The organism is Gordonia shandongensis DSM 45094, assembly GCF_000423025.1.
Lineage (GTDB): Bacteria > Actinomycetota > Actinomycetes > Mycobacteriales > Mycobacteriaceae > Gordonia > Gordonia shandongensis.
Genome location: NZ_AUHE01000001.1, coordinates 472,438 through 491,193 on the forward strand (window position 1 = coordinate 472,438; position 18,756 = coordinate 491,193).

The 18,756-nt window shown below is 68.9% G+C and carries 14 protein-coding genes; 8 read left to right on the plus strand and 6 right to left on the minus strand.

Annotated features, from left to right (window positions below; translation table 11 throughout):
- Positions 1-115: 115 nt before the first annotated feature.
- The gene (locus tag G528_RS0102415; protein ID WP_026917581.1) at positions 116-3,406 is read left to right on the plus strand and encodes a (Fe-S)-binding protein; all 3,291 of its coding nucleotides are present in this window, start codon (positions 116-118) and stop codon (positions 3,404-3,406) included.
- Between the two features lie 70 nt (positions 3,407-3,476).
- Here the strand turns inward: G528_RS0102415 and G528_RS0102420 are convergent, their stop codons facing one another.
- Positions 3,477-4,361: an exodeoxyribonuclease III gene (locus G528_RS0102420; protein ID WP_035718704.1), complete on the minus strand. Its 885-nt coding sequence runs from the start codon at positions 4,359-4,361 to the stop codon at positions 3,477-3,479.
- Between the two features lie 91 nt (positions 4,362-4,452).
- Between G528_RS0102420 and G528_RS0102425 the strand changes: the two genes are divergently transcribed.
- The 5 genes from G528_RS0102425 to G528_RS16150 all read left to right on the plus strand — a co-directional run bounded on the left by G528_RS0102425 (position 4,453) and on the right by G528_RS16150 (position 10,709).
- Entirely contained in the window at positions 4,453-5,703 is a 1,251-nt protein-coding gene (locus tag G528_RS0102425) for a pyridoxal phosphate-dependent aminotransferase (protein ID WP_026917583.1), read from the plus strand.
- A gap of 191 nt (positions 5,704-5,894) precedes the next feature.
- A complete protein-coding gene (locus G528_RS0102430; protein WP_026917584.1) occupies positions 5,895-7,682 on the plus strand; it encodes an SDR family oxidoreductase in 1,788 nt (595 codons plus the stop codon).
- A gap of 26 nt (positions 7,683-7,708) precedes the next feature.
- Positions 7,709-8,683 carry a metal-dependent hydrolase gene (locus tag G528_RS16145; RefSeq protein ID WP_084637981.1) on the plus strand — a complete coding sequence of 325 codons (975 nt, stop codon included), beginning with the start codon at positions 7,709-7,711 and terminating at the stop codon, positions 8,681-8,683.
- A gap of 21 nt (positions 8,684-8,704) precedes the next feature.
- Complete coding sequence (locus G528_RS0102440; RefSeq protein WP_026917585.1) at positions 8,705-9,832, plus strand: PDR/VanB family oxidoreductase; 1,128 nt, start codon at positions 8,705-8,707, stop codon at positions 9,830-9,832.
- Between the two features lie 49 nt (positions 9,833-9,881).
- Positions 9,882-10,709, plus strand: a complete 828-nt coding sequence (locus tag G528_RS16150) for a MerR family transcriptional regulator (RefSeq protein ID WP_051198220.1) — start codon at positions 9,882-9,884, stop codon at positions 10,707-10,709.
- A 13-nt stretch (positions 10,710-10,722) separates the two neighbouring features.
- Here G528_RS16150 and G528_RS16155 read toward each other — a convergent pair whose 3' ends face one another.
- The 5 genes from G528_RS16155 to G528_RS18365 form a co-directional block, all read right to left on the minus strand.
- Complete coding sequence (locus G528_RS16155) at positions 10,723-11,871, minus strand: hypothetical protein (protein WP_051198190.1); 1,149 nt, start codon at positions 11,869-11,871, stop codon at positions 10,723-10,725.
- A gap of 38 nt (positions 11,872-11,909) precedes the next feature.
- On the minus strand, positions 11,910-12,476 hold the full coding sequence (gene dcd, locus G528_RS0102455) for a dCTP deaminase (protein ID WP_026917586.1): 567 nt from the start codon (positions 12,474-12,476) through the stop codon (positions 11,910-11,912).
- A gap of 93 nt (positions 12,477-12,569) precedes the next feature.
- Positions 12,570-13,421: an SGNH/GDSL hydrolase family protein gene (locus tag G528_RS0102460; protein WP_026917587.1), complete on the minus strand. Its 852-nt coding sequence runs from the start codon at positions 13,419-13,421 to the stop codon at positions 12,570-12,572.
- On the minus strand, positions 13,418-14,812 hold the full coding sequence (locus G528_RS16160) for an acyltransferase family protein (RefSeq protein WP_245569646.1): 1,395 nt from the start codon (positions 14,810-14,812) through the stop codon (positions 13,418-13,420). Before G528_RS16160 ends, G528_RS0102460 begins: the two co-directional genes overlap by 4 nt.
- Before the next feature lies 1 nt (position 14,813).
- A complete protein-coding gene (locus G528_RS18365; RefSeq protein WP_156890327.1) occupies positions 14,814-15,191 on the minus strand; it encodes a hypothetical protein in 378 nt (125 codons plus the stop codon).
- Between the two features lie 339 nt (positions 15,192-15,530).
- Between G528_RS18365 and G528_RS16165 the strand changes: the two genes are divergently transcribed.
- Complete coding sequence (locus G528_RS16165) at positions 15,531-16,814, plus strand: hypothetical protein (RefSeq protein ID WP_051198191.1); 1,284 nt, start codon at positions 15,531-15,533, stop codon at positions 16,812-16,814.
- A gap of 12 nt (positions 16,815-16,826) precedes the next feature.
- A complete protein-coding gene (locus G528_RS0102480; RefSeq protein ID WP_084637984.1) occupies positions 16,827-18,746 on the plus strand; it encodes an FAD-dependent oxidoreductase in 1,920 nt (639 codons plus the stop codon).
- The last annotated feature ends 10 nt before the right edge of the window (positions 18,747-18,756 follow it).

Sequence of the window (18,756 nt, forward strand, 5' to 3'; positions counted from 1 at the left end):
GCGCTGAGACGGGTGCAACCTTTACGGTTACCAGGGAATAGAGGTTGACTGCGGTGCACACGGCCCTAGCGCACCGCCGTCTCGGTACGACCTGAAAGAAAGGCCGGTACTTCCAGTGACGACGACTACCGTTGCGATCGGAACCACCGCCACGCTCATCAGCATCCTCTGCTGGGGATCGTTCCTCCGCGGCGTGGTCAACATGGCGCGGACGATCTTCCAAGGTCAGAAGGTGGAATCGACGCGCTTCGCCCATCTCGGCAAGCGCCTGTTCACCATGATCAAGGAGTTCCTCGCCCACACGAGGATGGTGAAGTTCCGCACCGTCGGCATCATGCACTGGTTGGTGATGATCGGCTTCCTCGGCGGCTTCCTGCTGTTCTTCGAAGCGTACGGACAGTCGATCAACCCCGAATTCCACTGGCCGCTGTTCGGCGACACCTTCGGCTGGCACCTCTGGGACGAGGTGCTCGGCATCGGCACCGTCATCGGCATCACCACGCTCATCGTGATCCGCCAGATCAACCATCCACGCGTTCCCGCACGCCTGTCGCGGTTCACCGGATCGAAGTTCGCACCCGCCTACATCATCGAAGCCATCGTCCTGCTCGAGGGCCTCGGCATGATCTTCGTCAAGGCCGGCAAGCTCGCCACCTACGGCGGCGCCCACACCGGGTCGGACTTCTTCACCATGCAGGTCGCCGAGATCCTCCCGTCGAGCCCGCTGATGGTGTCCCTGTTCGCCGTCGTCAAGCTCCTCTCGGGCAGCCTCTTCCTGCTGCTCGTCGGCCTCAACCTCACCTGGGGCGTCGCCTGGCACCGCTTCGCCGCATTCCCGAACATCTTCTTCAAGCGCGAATCCGACGGCGGCGTCGCCCTCGGCGCGGCCAAGCCCATGCTCAGCGGCGGCAAGGTCCTCGACATGGAGACCGCCGACCCCGACGTCGACGCATTCGGTGCAGGCAAGATCGAGGACTTCAGCTGGAAGGGCTGGCTCGACTTCACCACCTGCACCGAGTGCGGTCGCTGCCAGAGCCAGTGCCCCGCGTGGAACACCGGCAAGCCGCTCTCGCCGAAGCTCATGATCATGTCGCTGCGCGACCACGGCTACGCCAAGGCCCCCTACCTGCTGGCCGGCGGCCGCAAGGACATGGGCGGCGACGAGATCGGACTGGTCGACGCCGACGGCAACGTCGAACAGGACAAGCTCGACGCCATCGACGAGGCCGCCCGCGCCGAGGCCGAGCGTCCGCTGGTCGGCGACTCCGAGGGCACCACCGGCGCCGTCATCGACGCCGAGGCCCTGTGGAGCTGCACCATGTGCGGCGCCTGCGTGGAACAGTGCCCGGTCGACATCGAGCACGTCGACCACTTCATCGACATGCGCCGCTACCAGGTCCTCATCGAGTCGGACTTCCCGACCGAGCTGGCCGGCATGTTCAAGAACCTCGAGAACAAGGGCAACCCGTGGGGCCAGAACGCCTCGCAGCGCGTCGCCTGGATCGACGAGATGGACATCGACATCCCGGTCTACGGCCAGGACGTCCACTCCTTCGAGGGCTACGAGTACCTCTTCTGGGTCGGCTGCGCCGGCGCCTACGAGGACCGCGCCAAGAAGACCACGAAGGCCGTCGCCGAACTCCTCGACATCGCGGCCGTCGACTTCATGGTCCTCGGCCAGGGCGAGACCTGCACCGGCGACCCGGCGCGCCGCGCGGGCAACGAGTTCCTGTTCCAGATGCTGGCCCAGCAGAACATCGAGACGTTCAACGAGGTCTTCGCCACCGCGCCCGAACAGCGCAAGAAGATCGTCGTCACGTGTGCCCACTGCTTCAACGCCATCGGCAACGAGTACAAGCAGGTCGGCGGCAGCTACGAGGTGGTCCACCACACGCAGCTGCTGAACCGGCTCGTCCGCGAGAAGCGACTGGTTCCCGTCTCGGCCCCCGAGGGCGAACAGGTCACCTACCACGACCCCTGCTACCTGGGCCGCCACAACCAGGTGTACGACGCGCCCCGCGAACTGGTCGAGTCGTCCGGGTCGACCCTCACCGAGATGCCACGCCACGGCGAGCGCTCCATGTGCTGCGGCGCCGGCGGCGCCCGCATGTGGATGGAGGAGCAGACCGGTAAGCGCATCAACGTCGACCGCGTCGACGAGGCGCTCGAGACCCTCGGGTCGACGGCCGCCGCCAACAGCGGCGACAAGCCGGTCCGCAAGATCGCGACCGGCTGCCCGTTCTGCCGCGTCATGCTCACCGACGGCGTGACCGCGCAGACGGCGAACACCGAGGACGAGGGGCAGGTCGAGGTCGTCGACGTCGCCCAGCTGATCCTCGAGGGCGTCAACCGCGGCCGCCAGCAGGTGGAGCGCGGTGGACAGTTCCTGCATCCGATCCAGCGCGACCCGAACCCCACTCCCGAGCCCGAGCCCGTCGCCGCGGCGGCGCCCGCTGCCGCGCCGGCGAGTGCGGAGTCGAGCGTGGGGTCGAGCGCATCGACCGGCGAGGCCAAGCCCGCCGTCGGCCTGGCCCCGAAGAGCGGTGGACTCAAGAAGCCCGGTGGGCTCCAGAAGCCGGGCGGTCTCCAAAAGCCCGGTGGGCTCAAGAAGCCGGGCGGGGCACCGAAGCCGGGCGGGGCGGCCAAGCCGGCGGCACCCGCGGCGACCGAGGCTGCTGCTACCGAGTCGACCGCCACTGAATCGACTGCCACTGAGTCGACCCCTGCGGCGGGTACCACTGCCGCCGGCACCGCCGAGACGGCATCGACCGAGGGCAAGGCGAAGGGCTTCGGCATGGCCGGCGGCCTCAAGAAGCCGGGCGCCAAAAAGCCCGGTGCACCTAAGCCCGGCGCCCCGAAGGCCGGTGCAGAGAAGCCGGGCGGCGCGAAGCCCGCTCCGGCTGCCGAGTCGGCGCCCGCCGAGGCCGCATCGGCCGACAGCGACGCGCCGGGCACCGCGGCCGCCGCCGATGCGGCGGGCACCGCCGACACCACGACTGCCGACACCACGACTGCGGCCACCGAGGGCAAGGCGAAGGGCTTCGGCATGGCCGGCGGCCTCAAGAAGCCGGGCGCCAAGAAGCCCGGTGCCCCGAAGCCGGGTGCACAGAAGCCCGGTTCCGCGGCTCCTGCCGAGGCTGCACCGGCCCCGGAACCCGAGTCGGCGGCGTCCGAGTCGGCGCCATCCGAGTCGGCGTCTGAGTCGGCGGCGTCTGAGTCGGCACAGCCCGAGGCCGCAGCGCCCGCCACCGAGGGCCCCGGTGACACCAGCGACGCCACCGACACAGCGGACTCGGCGGACTCGGCGGAGTCGGGCGCCGATTCGCGGACGATCACCGAGACCGGCGCCTCCAAGGCCAAGGGCTTCGGCATCGCCGCGGGCAAGAAGCGGCCGGGTCAGAAGTAGCACGGCCCCGCGAGAGGTCAACTTCGGCGATTTTCCGGTTGCTACGAGCCGGAAAATCGCCGAAGTTCTTCTATGGTGCCGAGTAGCCGACGATCAACGGCGCGTGATCGGACAATCGGGGCTCCTTGTCGACCTGCACCCACCGTGCGCGAGCCGCCAGGCGCGGCGTCGCGAGCTGATGGTCGATCCGCCACCCGACGTCCTTCTCGAAAGCTCGTCCCGCCCAACTCCACCAGGTCAGCGGACCGGGCCGGTCGCCGTGCAGCCGCCGGACCACATCGACCAGCGTCCGCGGGGTCAGGCGGCCGTCGAGCCACTCCCGCTCCTCGGGCAGGAATCCCTCCATGCGCCGCGCGGCACGCCAGTTGGTGACGTCGTGTTCACGGTGGGCGAGGTTCAAGTCGCCGATGAGCACGAACTCCCGTCCGGCGCGCAGCGCGGCCCGCCGGTTGCGGTCCAGTTCCCGAGCGAAACCGGCGAGGAACGCCATCTTTCGGCGGTACTTGGCGCCGCCGTCCGGCCTCTCCCGGATGTTCCTCGGACGTTGCAGATCGGCCGGCAGCCCACCCTTGGGCAGATACAGGCACGCGACGGTGAGCGGGACATCAGCCAGATCGACCTCGATGTATCTGCCGTGGGACGCGTACTCGCCCAGTCCGCGCGCCCGCGGCGGATGGCTCACCCACGTGCGGATCTCGGTCGGGGCCGTCCGGGTGAGGACCGCGACCCCGTTGCGGCCCGGGATCGACCCTGTGTCGACCGACGCGACATAGCCCGGGAACTCTCCGACCGCGTCGGGCGGGCACCGCAGCTCCTGCAGCCCCACCACGTCGGGCGACCGCCGCGCCAACCAGTCGTCGAATCCACGGCGGCGCGATGCGCGGATGCCGTTCACATTGAAGGAGACGACGGTCAGTTCGGCGGCCGCGGACGCGGTCGGATCGAGGGTGGCCACCGCCACAGGATGCCCCAGCGGCGGGTTCCGGGTCACTCCGAGGGGGATCACGAATTCAATTCCGTTGCACCGGGCTGACAGAATGGACGACATGAGTCGCCCCCGTGTATCGCATCCCTCCGTTCAGCTGCGTCCCCTGGAGCAGTCCGAGAAGCTCCAGAACGTGTGCTACGAGATCCGCGGGCCGGTGCACGAACATGCGGCGCGACTCGAGGCCGAGGGGCACCGCATCCTCAAGCTGAACATCGGGAACCCGGCGATCTTCGGGTTCGAGGCGCCCGACGTGATCATGCGCGACATGATCCACGCCCTCCCGTTCTCGCAGGGCTACTCCGAATCGTCGGGTGTCCTGTCGGCGCGGCGCGCCGTGGTGACGCGCTACGAGATGATCGACTTCCCGTACTTCGACGTCGACGACGTGGTGCTCGGCAACGGTGTCTCCGAGCTCATCACCATGACGATGCAGGCGCTGCTCAACAACGGCGACGAGGTGCTGATCCCCGCCCCCGACTACCCGCTGTGGACGGCGATGACGGCGCTGTCGGGCGGCACCCCCGTGCATTACCTGTGCGACGAGGAGAACGACTGGAATCCCAGCATCGAGGACATCGAAGCCAAGATCACGCCGAACACCAAGGCGATCGTCGTGATCAACCCGAACAATCCGACGGGTGCGGTGTACAAGCGCGAGGTCCTCGAGCGGATGGTCGAGGTGGCGCGCAAGCACTCCCTGTTGATCCTGGCCGATGAGATCTACGACAAGATCCTCTACGACGACGCCGAGCACATCAGCATCGCGTCGCTGGCCCCCGACCTGCTGGTGCTGACCTTCAACGGACTGTCGAAGGCGTACCGCGTGTGCGGCTACCGGGCCGGCTGGGTGATCCGGACCGGGCCGAAGGACCACGCCAAGGGGTTCATCGAGGGGATGGGCGTGCTGGCGTCCACGCGACTGTGCGCCAACGTCCCGGGGCAGCATGCCATTCAGGTGGCGCTCGGCGGGTATCAGAGCATCGACGCCCTGGTGGCTCCGGGCGGTCGGCTCCTCGAGCAGCGGAATGTGACGTGGGAGAAGCTCAACGAGATCCCCGGGGTCAGCTGTGTGAAGCCGATGGGCGCACTGTACGCGTTCCCGCGGCTGGATCCGGAGGTCCACGAGATCCACGACGACGAGAAGTTCGTTCAGGATCTGCTCCTCCAGGAGAAGATCCTGGTGGTGCAGGGGTCGGGTTTCAACACTCCCGACACCAATCATCTGCGCATCGTGACGCTGCCGTGGGCGCAGGATCTCGCCGAGGCGATCGAGCGGATCGGCAACTTCCTCTCGTCGTACCGACAGTGATTCCTTCTCGTCGTACCGACGGGGAGTCCTTCTCGTCGTACCGACGGGGACCGTTCGCCGCCGGCCGTACCTTCGCAACGAGGTCGTCGGCGCAGGTCATGCACCGCACAACCGGACTGCTAGCAGCTGCTAGCACCTAGTTGTTACGGGTGGTAACGTCTACTTCACTGTCGCGGATGAGGGAGACGGACATGCCAGATCAGCACCACTGCGAGTGGAATCGATTCGACGTCACGAACGACGGAATCGACCTCGCCGCGTTCTCGTACGGAACCCCGGGAACCACCACCCCCGACCGGCCGGTCGTCCTGCTGGTCCACGGCTGGCCCGACACCCACCACCTGTGGGACCACGTCGCACCGCTGCTCGCCGAGCACTTCACCGTCTACGCCTACGACACGCGCGGATTCGGTGAGAGCGACCGTCCCGACGAGGTGTCGGCGTACCGGCTCGACGCACTCGCCGACGACATGTTCGCCGTCCTGGCGGCCGTGAATCCCGCGGGCACCACGCACATCATCGCCCACGACTGGGGCTCGGTGGAGGCCTGGGAGACCATCACCACCGAGGGGGCGCAAGACGCGGTCGCATCGTTCACCTCGGTGTCCGGCCCCAACCTCGACTTCCTCGGCGAATGGGCGCACGGCAAACTCGCGTCCCCCACCCCGTCGAACATCGGCCAGGCCCTCTCCCAGGTGGCGTCGTCGGCGTACACCGGCTTCTTCCAGATCCCCGGCCTCTCCGACCTCTTCTTCCGCGCCTTCGGCTCCGACCGGGTGTGGACCGAGTTCCTGCACCGCGTGGAGGGCACCCCGCGCGAGAACGCCCGGTTCGCGCCCACCCTCCGCGAGGACATGATCTCCGGGCTCAAGCTGTACCGCGCGAACATCCGCGGCAAACTCGCCCGACCGACGCCCCGCCCCACCCGAGTGCCGGTCCTCGAAGTGGTCAACGACCGCGACATCGCCCTGCGGCCGGCGATCTACGAGCACACCCACACCCACGTCGACCGTCTCTGGCGCAAGGGCGGCGCCACCGGCCACTGGCTGCCGTACACCAACCCCGACTACCTCGCGTCGACCGCGATCGAGTTCATCGAGATGATCGAGAACGGCACTCCGGGCACCCCGAACACGATCGACCGCGCCCGCGTCGACGGTCCCGTCCCGGCCCTGATCGGCAAGCTCGCCGTCATCACCGGCGCGGGCAGCGGCATCGGCCGTGAGACCGCCCATGCGCTCGCCGAACTGGGTGCCGAGCTGGTCCTGGCCGACATCGACCTCGCCTCGGCGCGGGAGACGGCGACCGCCTGCAAGGCCGCGGGGGTCCGGGCGACCGCCTACAAACTCGACGTCTCGAAGGTCTCGGCGTTCACGACCTTCGCCGGCAAGGTCCGCCAGGCGCACGGCGTTCCCGACATCGTCGTCAACAACGCGGGCATCGCGCTCGCCGGATCGGCGCTCGCCGCGAGCGATGCGCAGGTCGACCGCCTGCTCGACATCAACCTGCGCGGCGTCATCACCGGCAGCCGGCTCTTCGGCGCGCAGATGGTCGAGCGCGGCGCCGGCGGCCACATCGTCAACCTCGCGTCGGCCGCCGCATTCACTCCGTCGCGCGAGCTCGGCCTGTACGCCGCCAGCAAGGCCGGCGTGCTCATGTTCTCCGAATCGCTGCGCGCCGAACTCGCCGAACACCGCATCGGCGTCTCGGCGATCTGTCCGGGCATCGTCCACACCAACATCACCGCCACCACCGAGTTCGCGGGCGCCGTCGACGAGGACGCCACGCGGTCGAAGGTCGACGGCTTCTACGCGCGCCGCGGATTCACCCCCGATCGGGTGGCGCGCGACATCGTCGCCGCCGTCTCGACCAATCGCGCCGTGGTCCCGGTGACCCCCGAAGCCCAGGTGGGCTATCGGGTGTACCGGTTCCTGCCGTGGGCCTCACGCCTCGCCGCCCGTCAGAAGCTCGCCGGCTGACCCGTCACCACTCCAGGAGGCATGCCATGACCAGCCCAGACACCCCTGTCGGCCCGGAAACCCCCGCCGGCCCGGGAAGCACTGTCAGCCCGGAAACCACGGCGACGCACTCCACGGCCGACACCGACCCCGGCAAGGTGGAGCTGCACGCACGGAATGTGGAGTTCGACCTCTCCGGCGCCCCGCTGCACTGGATTCCCGGCCACCCGGTGTCGTCGAACATGATCACCGTGCTGAACCTGCTGCTGCCCGAGGGCGAGCGCTGGTTCGTCGAGGCGTTCAACGAAGCGCTCCCGATGGTCAAGGACGACGAACTGGCCGCCGACATGCGGGGCTTCGTCGGCCAGGAGGCCATGCACGCCGAAGTGCACGACCGCGCGGTCGAGAACTGGCTGCGCGACCGCGGCATCGACCCGACCGGCTACCTGAAACAGATGGAGTGGATCTTCCGCAAGGTGCTGGCGCCCGCCGACGAGGGCACCCCCGAGGATCGGCAGAAGAACCTCGTGGAGAGGCTGTGGCTCATCGCGGCCATCGAGCACTACACGGCGTTGCTCGGCGACTTCGCGCTCAACTGCCGCTGGCGCGAGAACGGCGCCGACGCGGCGATGGTCGACATGTTCACCTGGCACGGAGCCGAGGAGGTGGAGCACCGGTCGGTGGCGCACGACGCGGCCGCCTACTTCGCCGACAGCCCGATCCGCCGGGCCCGGGCCATGTCGCTCGCCATGCCCTTCCTGCTGATCCTCCTGGTCCGCGGCTTCCGCTTCATCAACAGCCAGGATCCGGCCGTCAACACGCTGTCGGGGCTGCAGAAGACCAGGCTGTACGCGGTTGGATACGTCCGCGGGGTCCGTGCGGGCGTCTTCCCGCGGATCTCCAAGCTGGTGCTGGCCACGGCCACCTACTTCAAACCGGGGTTCGCGCCCGCCGACATCGGCGACACGGCGCAGGCCGTCGCCTTCCTCGCGTCGTCGCCGGGCGCGCGCCGGGCCGCCTGACCTCCGGTGGAGACGAGCACGATGACCGACCACTCCGAACGGCACACCGTCGACCTGTCGACCGAACCGCCGCACCTGTACGGCCGGTTCCGGCGCGACCCGCTGATGCGCGGGCTCACCGGCATCCGCAAGGTGTGGTTTCCCTTCTGGGGTGCCCTCTCGCGGGTGCGTGACGGTGCGGCCGACGACGGCATCCTGACCCTCGACGTCATCGACCGCGAGGTGGTGGCCCACGACGAGAACGTCATCGCCCTGACCTTCGCCGCCCCCGACCGGTCGGTCTTGCCGGCGTGGTTCCCGGGCGCTCACCTCGACCTGCTGCTGCCGTCGGGCCGCATGCGCGAGTACTCGCTGTGCGGCGACCCGGGCGACCGCCGCAGCTACCGCATCGCCGTCCGTCGAATTCCCGACGGCGGGGGCGGCTCCATCGAGGTGCACGACGGTATCCGTGTCGGCGACAGCATCCAGATCAAAGGGCCGAGGAACGCTTTCCCGCTGGTCCTCCCCGGTTTCGGTTCGCCGGCGCGACGGCTGCGCTTCGTCGCCGCCGGCATCGGGATCACCCCGATCCTGCCGATGCTCGCCCTGGCGGACCGCTACGGACTCGACTGGACGATGGTGTACTGCGGCCGCAGCGCCGACTCGATCCCCTTCATCGACGAACTGCGCCGATACGGCGATCGGGTGACGGTCCGGACCGACGACGTCGACGGCCTCCCGACGATGCCCGATCTCGTCGGGCCGTGCCCCGACGCCGACGCCGGACTCGCACTGTACTGCTGCGGCCCGGTACCGATGCTCGAGGCGTTGCGCACCCACCTCGCGGACCGCGACGACATCGAACTGCACTTCGAGCGGTTCTCGCCGCCGCCGATCGAGAACGGCACCGAGTTCACGCTGCGGATCGCCTCGACCGGCCAGACGCAGACGGTGGCCGCCGACGAGTCGGTCCTCACTGCTCTGGCGCGCGTCGACCCGGCGGTCCCGTACTCCTGTCGGCAGGGGTTCTGCGGAACGTGTCGGCTCACGACGGTCGACGGCGACGTCGATCACCGCGACAGCCTGCTCACCGATCCGGAACGCGAGGCCGGCTGGTTCCTGCCGTGCGTGTCCCGCTGCCATTCGGACACGCTGACCGTCGATCTGTGACGCCGCGCCCGACGCCGCCGGGGACGCGGAGTTTGGAAGAATGCGGGGCATGACCGAGTACCGAATCGACGATCTGGCGCTCGCCGCGGACACCACCACGCGCAACATCCGCGGCTACCAGGACCGCGGACTGATCCCGCGCCCGGTCCGCCGCGGTCGCGTGGCGATCTACAACGACGAACACCTCACCCGGCTGCGCGTCATCAGCGACCTGCTCGCCCGCGGTTTCACGATGTCGCACATCGCCGACTTCTTCACGCGGATGCAGACCGGTGACGACATCGCCGAATCGCTGGGGCTGCGCGAGCTGGTGTCCGAGCCGTGGTCGCAGACCGCCACCGACACCGTCGGCGCCGCGGAACTGCATTCGATCCTCAACACCAGCGACCCCAAACTGATCGCCAAAGTGCAGCGCCTCGGTCTCATCGAACCGATCGGCGACGACGATCCGCCCAAGCAGTACCTCATCACCGACGTGGAATCCGTCGACGCGTACAGCAGGCTGATGAAGATCGGCATCCCGCTGCCCTACATCCTCGAGATGCAGGCCTCCCTGGACGCCGATATGGATCGTGCGGCGCGCACCCTCATCAGCGGTGGGCGGCGTGCGATCACCGAGGGCCGCTTCGACGGGTGGATCCCCGCCACCGGCGCCGAATCCGATTGGGCCACCACCTTTCTCAGTGCTCTCCGCAGCACCGGCCGGGTGGCCGCCCACAATTCGCTGTACCGGGCGCTCGACCGCGAGTTGGCCCGCCAGCTCGACGACTACCTGGCCGTCGCCCGCGAACGCCGCGACCACGCCGCCGCGGATCAGCACGGGGCGGGCGGGGACACGACAGGCGGGGACACGACGGGCCGGGACACGACCGCCTGAGCGACGTCGACCGTCAGCCGATCACGATCGGCGGGAGCCCCGGAATCGGATTCGGGATCGTCCGCCGCGTATGCCGGGGCGGACGCTTCGGCTGCGGCCCCAGCGGCGGCTCCGCCGAACGGGTCGCCTTCGTCTTCGTCGACGTCGGCGTCGGCGACGTGTACTTCGAGACCGGGACGCGGGCGTCGCGCAGCGCCGCCGGATCCACCGAACCGTTGACGTGCTCGGGCTCCGGTCCCCGCTGGGGAGTCCGCGATGTCTCACCGGTCGTCGGCGCCGTCGACGCCACGACGCCCGGCGACGACGTCTCCTTCACGTTCATCGCCAACGCCACCCCGCCGCCGCCGACGGCGAGCATCACCAGCGCCGCAACCGCCAACACCCGACCGCGCACACCGGGACGCACATCGACGTCCTCGTCGTCGCCCGACAGGCCGCCCGCCGGAACGGCATCGCCCCCGGCGACCTCCGATGCGGGGTCGGCCAGGGCGTTCCCGAAACGGTCGAGGCCGAATGCGGCCGGATCGCCGACGTCTCCCCACGCTCGAACCGGCTGCGGCGGGGCGACCTCGGCGAACATCTCGGTGGGACCCTCATCGCCGCCGAACACCGCCGGAAACGGATCCCCTTGCAGCAGCACCGAGAAACTGCGTTCGGTGAGCGCCTCCCAGAGTCCCGGCCAGGCATCGTGTCCCGGACCGAGCAGGACCGCGTCCACCGGATCCCGCCCCGCCATCTCGATCACCATTCCGTGCGCGCGGTTGGCCTCCGGCACCGTCGCCTCGATGAGATCCGCCAGACTCACCGCCACCAGCCGCAGATGCTCCTCACCCATGGTGAGGACCGTCTCGCGACGCGCGAGCTCCACCCGCGCACCACCGACCACGCGGACCAGTTCGGCGAACGCCTCCCCGCTGTCGACCGTCACCGCGCCCGTCTCACGCAGATACGTCGCCGTGCGGACGTCGAGCACCGCCGGTCGGATGCGCGGCTCGAGCTCATCGCGGACCACCTCGCCCCGGACCACCCGGCCGGCCCACAGACCGGCGTCGTCGATGTCGACCGCGACCACCGCACCCGACGGCGACGCGGGAACGTCGAACTGCGCCGGCCAGCTCGGTCGGCGGCCGGCGACGCCGTTCCCCGTCGAATCAGTGGTCATCGCGTTCGGATCGCGCGTCCGCGGCGGTCCCCGTCACCTCACTTGCGGAAGTTCAGATAGGCCTTGGACGGCGTCGGACCGCGCTGTCCCTGGTACTTGGAGCCGACAGCGGCGCTGCCGTACGGATTCTCCGCCGGACCCGTCAACCGGAACAGGCACAACTGTCCGATCTTCATCCCCGGCCACAGCGTGATCGGCAGGTTCGCCACATTCGACAGCTCCAGGGTGATGTGCCCCGAGAAACCCGGATCGATGAAACCCGCCGTGGAATGCGTGAGCAGTCCCAGGCGACCGAGAGACGACTTGCCCTCCAACCGGCCCGCGAGATCGTCGGGCAGGCTCACGACCTCCCGCGTGGACCCGAGGACGAACTCTCCCGGATGCAGCACGAACGGCTCACCCTCGGCGGGTTCCACCAGGGTCGTCAGCTCGTCCTGCTGTTGAGCGGGATCGATGTGCGTGTACTTCGAATTGTCGAACACGCGGAACAGGGAGTCGAGGCGCACATCGACGCTCGACGGCTGGACCAGCTCGGGCTCGAACGGATCGATCCCGAGACGGCCCTCGCCGATCGAGGCGTGGATGTCACGGTCGGAGAGCAGCACAGTGCCGACAATAGTCGACCGGTCGCCGGAACAGCCAAGCTCCGATCCCCGACCGGACCGCCGGCCGAGAACCGAAGTCCCCCGCCGCCGGCGTCAGAGCCGGAGACTCCGCGCGATCGTCGACGCCATCAGCCGATCCCCCGCCACCGACGGATGCATGGGGATGCCGAACAGATCCGCAGCCGGATTCAGCACACCGTTCACCAGCGGCGCCCGCCCGCACAGACCGCGTCCGCGCGTGACCCGCTGCGCATCGATGAAGTCGATGCCCAACTGCCTGGCCCCCTCCTTCTGCGCGTGCTGGATCCTGTTCATCAACGCCACCAGCCCCGAACTGCCGGGACGCGCCACCGGCGCCCCCGCGACGTTGATGCACCCGTCGAGCGCACCGGGAGCCAGCAGCTCCGGATATCCGACGACCGCGATGCGCGCCTTCGGCGCGTAGTAGCGGGTGTAATCGACGTACGGCTTCACGTACTTCACGAACTGGGCGGGCGTGATCGCGGCCAGCGTCGCCGACCGCGAACCGCACCCGTGCAGCAGGCAGTCGTTGAGGTAGCGGATGCCGACCTCCCGTCTGCCCCAGTAGCCGTTGAGGCCGAACTGCATCAGCACCGCCGACGTCTTCGCCGTGAATCCGCCGTGCGCGCGGGCCTGCTGCGCCTCGTCGGCGATCGTGAACCGGTTGCCGGCGAGACCCGCCCCGCTGCACGACTCGTCGACGAGACGTGAACCGGTGCGTGCCGCGAGCTGTTTGGGCCACGACGTCGCGCCGCGGGAGCACCCGCTGAGGTCGGGACTGTTGGCGCTGAACGAATCGCCCAGCACGACGATCGTCCCGCGCGGTGCGGCGTCGGATACGGCGGCCGGGCTCAGTGTGACCGCGGTGAGCGCCGCCGCCCCCGCGACGAGCACCCGGGTGAGGGACCGAGATCGACGGATCATGACACTTCCTCCTTCTGTACTGCTTCGATCGCCTGTACTTTTTCGCTCTTCTGTATTGCTTCGCTCTGCTGTACTGCTTCGCCACCGCGGTCCTGCGACGGTGGGGCCGGGTGCGGGCCGTCGGACGTCGGGCGCACCGACGGCGGGGACCCGCGCGCCCCGGATGCGCGGCGGGTCAACCTGGTGATCGGCTTGTCGACCCCGTGGTAGACGGCCGCCGCCGCGACGAGCGTCGCCAGCAGGCATCCCGCGGACACCGCCAGCCACCCGGCGAGACCGAAACCGTGGCCCGCCAGCACGTACTTCAACGCCGCCGCCATCACCACGTACTGCAACAGATAGAACGCATACGAGACCTCGCCGAGCCACACCATCGGCCGCGTCGCGTTCACGCCGCGCCGACCGGACAGGTCCCGCATCGCGGCGGTCGCGATCACCGCCGCCGTCGGAAGAACCACCAGGACGCTGGTCTTGTAGTTGACCGGGACCAGCCACGTCGCACCGAATGCCGCGGCGAGCGCCGCCGTCGGCCACCAGATCGACGTGATCCGCCACTTCCCGCTGATGACCAGGCGGGCGACGAGCACACCGATCACGAATTCGGGGAGCCGGGCCGCCGGGAAGTAGTAGCTGAACCAGTAGGCCTGCTCCGGATAGCCGACGAACGACTGCGACAAGAACTCGGGGGACGCGTTGTAGCCGTACTCGGCGGTGACCTCGGGGAGGACCGCCGGCAACCGGGCACCGTAGAAGTTCTCGGTGCCCGTGTACCCGTCGGCCCACAGATAGATCGCCGTGTGGATCACGACGATGACGGCGAAGACCGCCGCGATCGCATGCGGGACGAAGCGGTCGCGGATCTTGTCGATCAGCGGCACGATCACGGGAAACAGGAGATAGAAGAGCATCTCCGAGACCAGCGACCACGCCGGAATGTTGAATCCGCCCAGGGACGTCCAGTTCGGCCACCACGTCTGGATCAACGCGACCGTCGGCAGCCAGGTGGTGAGGTTGCCGACCGGGATCGGGACGATCAGGAACAGCAGCGCCGCAGCCACCAGGTGCGTCGGATAGATCTTCGCGATGCGGCGACGGATGAACGACCGCGGCGAATCCCCCGACCGCCGGGTCCAGTACAGGATGAAGCCGGAGAGCACGAAGAAGAACGCCACCCCGGTGGCACCCGTCTGCATGGGGACCCACTCGGCGATCGTCCAGTACTGCTCACTGCCGTAGAACGGGTACACCGGCAGGAACACCACCGCGTGCAGGACGAACACGATCAGCGCCGCCCACCAGCGCATGCCGGTCAGCGACGGCAGCGGACCGCCGGGTCGCACCGGGGTGGCGGGCCGCGTGGTCGGCGCCGCCACCCCGGCGGGAGGGGTCACGTCAGTAGCCCGGTCGGCCGCCGCCGCCCTGCGGCAGCTCCGGTGCATCGCCGCCCGATCCACCGTCACCCCCGCCCTGGGGTTGCCTGGCCGGGGGTTCCGGCGCCTGCTGAGTGGGTTCGACCGGCGGCTGGGTCGCGACCGGCGGATCGACGACGGGCGGCTCCGGCGCCTTCGGCTCCTCGCTCGGCTCATCGCCCGGTGACGACGGGGCCGACGAGGGCGCGCTGCTGGGTGCGCTCGACGACGGGGCGGTCGACGAACTCGATTCGGTGGTGTCCGGGTCGTCGGTGCCGCAGGCGGCCAGGGCCGCGGCGGTCATCGCGGCGAGCGCGGCGATCGCCACGCGGCGTGGAAGGCGGACATCGGTGGTCGACATCGGGGGTCCTTTCGGGTCGTGACAATGGTCATTGTCACAGTCCCCGGCGGTCAGGGGACCGGGGTGACCGCGAAACCACCGCGGTGGCCGGACCCCCTCCGCCACACGATGCTGAATCCCCCCGGATTCCTCTCACTCGGGAAACTGCTCCGCAAATATAGCCGACCATCGTGCACTCCGCGATCAGAACACCCGTCGAATCGTCCACAATCGCAACACTGTCGGCCCCGTGACCACCGATAACCTTCAGAAACCTCACATCGGACACTCACCTCGCAGGAGGCCCCCATTGCCCTGACACCGCCGTCCGAATCGTCACCCGCTCCCAGGGAGTCACCGATGCTCACCTCCTCATCCCCCACCCGTCATCCCCAGCCCGCCCGTCGCCACTTCGCCCGTCTGCATGTCCCCCGCCTGCACGTCCCCCGCCTGCACCGGCTGGGCGCCGTCACGCTCGCCGGAGCGGCGATGCTGTCCGTCGGCGCACTCATCGCACCGGCCGCCTCGGCTGTGCCCCCGTCGCCGGCACAGCGGTCCCCGGCCGTCCCGAAGTACGAGCCCCTCAGCTACGACACCGACCCCCACACCTATCCCGTCCGCGTCGCGAAACCGTCCGACTCCGGGCTGGCGAAGAACGGCTTCGGCGACGTCGGCGTCGCCTGGTGGTGGTTCAAGAACCCGAAGAATCCCGCCGAGATGTACACGCTGGTCGAGGCGGAACCCTTCTGGGGCCCGCGCGCCGTCGGCCGCGGCGGCCCCGTCGTGTGGGGACTCATCGACTGGGCCAACTCGCCCCGACCGCAGTTCCCGTTCCTCAACGGGATCATCTCCTTCAACAAGGGCCTGCCCCTCGGCCTGTCGGCGACGTGGGCCACGGCCGACGGGAAACCCGGGATGCGCAGCCCGGGACTGAACTTCAACTACCGACCCGCCTCCAACAGCTGGGCCGTCGACGCCCAGTCCCCGCTGGCGTCCGCACACTTCACCGCCACCGACCCCGTCCCGGGCTCACACGGTGTCATCCAGGTCGGCGGCAACCCGCAGACCGACTCGCTCATGGACGAGATCGTGGTGAACAGCGCCGCGCACGGTTCCCTCAACCTCGCGGGCAGGCGGATCGACGTCAACGGCTGGCGGGTCGGCTACTGGCGGATGCGGATCGTCGGCAGCGCATTCGACTCCGGCCTCAACCCGTTCACCAACTGGAGCGGCTGGGAGTACTCGCCGGTGATGGAACCCGACGGCGGGGCCAGTGAGTTCTACGGGATCATCAACCATCAGGGCCGCTACTCGGGGCCGCTGATCGACGCGCGCCCCAAGGACAAGGGCGGCACCAGGATCTGCTCCAAGTCCACGCTCGCCTTCGAGAAGTACCGCTACGGCCAGGGCATCATCGGCCCCATCACGCCGCCGTTCACGCCGTTCACGATCCCCAAGTCGATCACCGTGACGTGCGCGCCCGGCCAGCCGTACCACTTCTCCAAAACGTTCTACCCGGACTACACCGGCTACGTCGGCGCAGGACTGCTCGACTTCACCGAAGTCCCCGTCCACACGGTCCCCGGGTCGTTCGGCACCTACGAGCACCCGCGGTGGGCGCAGTTCAAACTCCGCACGAAATAAGGGAGCACGAGAATGACCGAAGCAGGCAGGACCACGGTGTCGCAGGGAGATCGCGGCGGCTCACCACGACCGTCATGGGGCCCGGAGATGTCCCGACGGCAGGTGCTGACCGGGATGGGCGGCGGCATCGCGGCCGCGGCCGTGCTCGGTCCCGTCTCGGCGCTCCTCGGCCCCGGACGGTCGGGCGCCGACCCGTCCAAGGGGCGTCGGGTCGCCGTGTTCGGCGGCGGCCCGGGAGGGATGGAGGCCGCCCACCAGCTGGTGAAACGCGGTTTCACCGTGACCCTGTATGACGAGAACGATCATCTGGGCGGCATGGTGCGGGCGTGGATGAACCCGCGCGGGTCGGGTGTCGACGCACCGTTCGAGATGAGCGCCCAGCACTTCGTCCTGCCCAGCTACGCCATCCTCCCGGGAGTCCTCAAGGACATCCCCGACGGGCACGGCGGCACGGTCTTCGATCACACTGCGCTGATCCCGCAGAACCCGAGCGTCCGCGCCGCCAGCCAGGGGCGGTACGCGCCGGCGACCGTCGGCTACACGCAGCTCATGGTGCCGACGCCGGTCACGCCGACGACGCTCCGCGGGATTCCGCCCGAACGCTATCCGGAGGTGATGCTCACGGCGTTGCAGCAGATCGGCAAGTACACCCCCGCCGACGCCGCCCTCTTGGCCAGCAAGTTCGCGTCATGGATCGTCGCCGGTCCGCGACGCTGCAAGGGACAGTTGGACAAGATGACCCTGCGCCGGTACTTCCGGACCGATCGGATGTCGGAGAACGCCGCGGAGTTGGTGTGGCTGATCGAGCACGTTCTCGGCAGCGATGCGGAGGGACAGGGCGGCTCCGCCGATGCGTTGAAGACCTTCTACGCCGACCCGGTGCTGCGGATGCTCGACGGCCGCGAGGGCTACTACTGGGGCCTGAACACCAAGGCGTCGTCGGCACTGCCCTTCGGCATCACCCTCGACGGGCCGGAGACCGAGGTGTGGTTCGACCCGTGGGCGCGCCACATGCACTCGCTGGGTCGTATCGAGTTCAAGATGAAGCACCGCCTGACCGGATTCACGATGGATCGCGGCCGGATCGTCGGCGCCACGGTGCGTGATCCGCGCGGCAGGTCGGTCCCGGTGGCGGCGGACCACTTCCTCACGGCCATTCCGGGGTTGAACATGCAGAAGGTGTTCTCCCGGCAGATGGTGTCGGCCGACCGCAATCTCGCGAAGGCGTGGAATGTGGTGCCCGCGTACGAGACCGGATTCCAGTTCTTCTTCCGAGATCTGGATCTCACGGCGGGCCCCGTGCATCCGGCCAAGGGCTGGTACACGTTTCTCGGCGGGGTCAACGCGATCTGGAACAGGAATCTGCGCCACTACGGGGACGGCCGGGCCGGCGGCGGCCTGGACATCGAGATCTTCTCGACGTCGCTGTTCCACACCCCGGGCATCCTGTTCGGGAAGCCGATGATGCAGTTGACCAGGGAGCAGACGATCGCCGAGCTGAAGGAGTTCCTCAGCCGGTACGCGGGGATGCGGAAGGCGTTCCGCGGCGACAATTTCGTCGGCTGGACACCGCACACCACTCTCGAATGGAAGGGCCGCTGGGTGATCAATGCGACCCGTGCCGGGGATGCGTTGGGCAATTGGTCGAACAAGCCGAGGCCGCAACAGCACGGGGCGATCCCCAACCTGTTCCTGGCGGGCGGATCGACGCAGAGCTCGACGTTCATCGACAATCAGGACGGGGCGATGGAAACCGCCCGACGAGCCGTGAACGCGCTGGTCGAACGGGCGGGTGTGCACGAGTCTCCGTGCTGGTTGCCGGACTACTCACCCCCCAAGATCACGGCGGCCATCCGCGCCGACGACGACCGCCGCTATGCCGCCGGCCAGCCGGGGATCTTCGACGTCGTGGCGCCCGCACCCCGCCGCTGAACCAGCATCC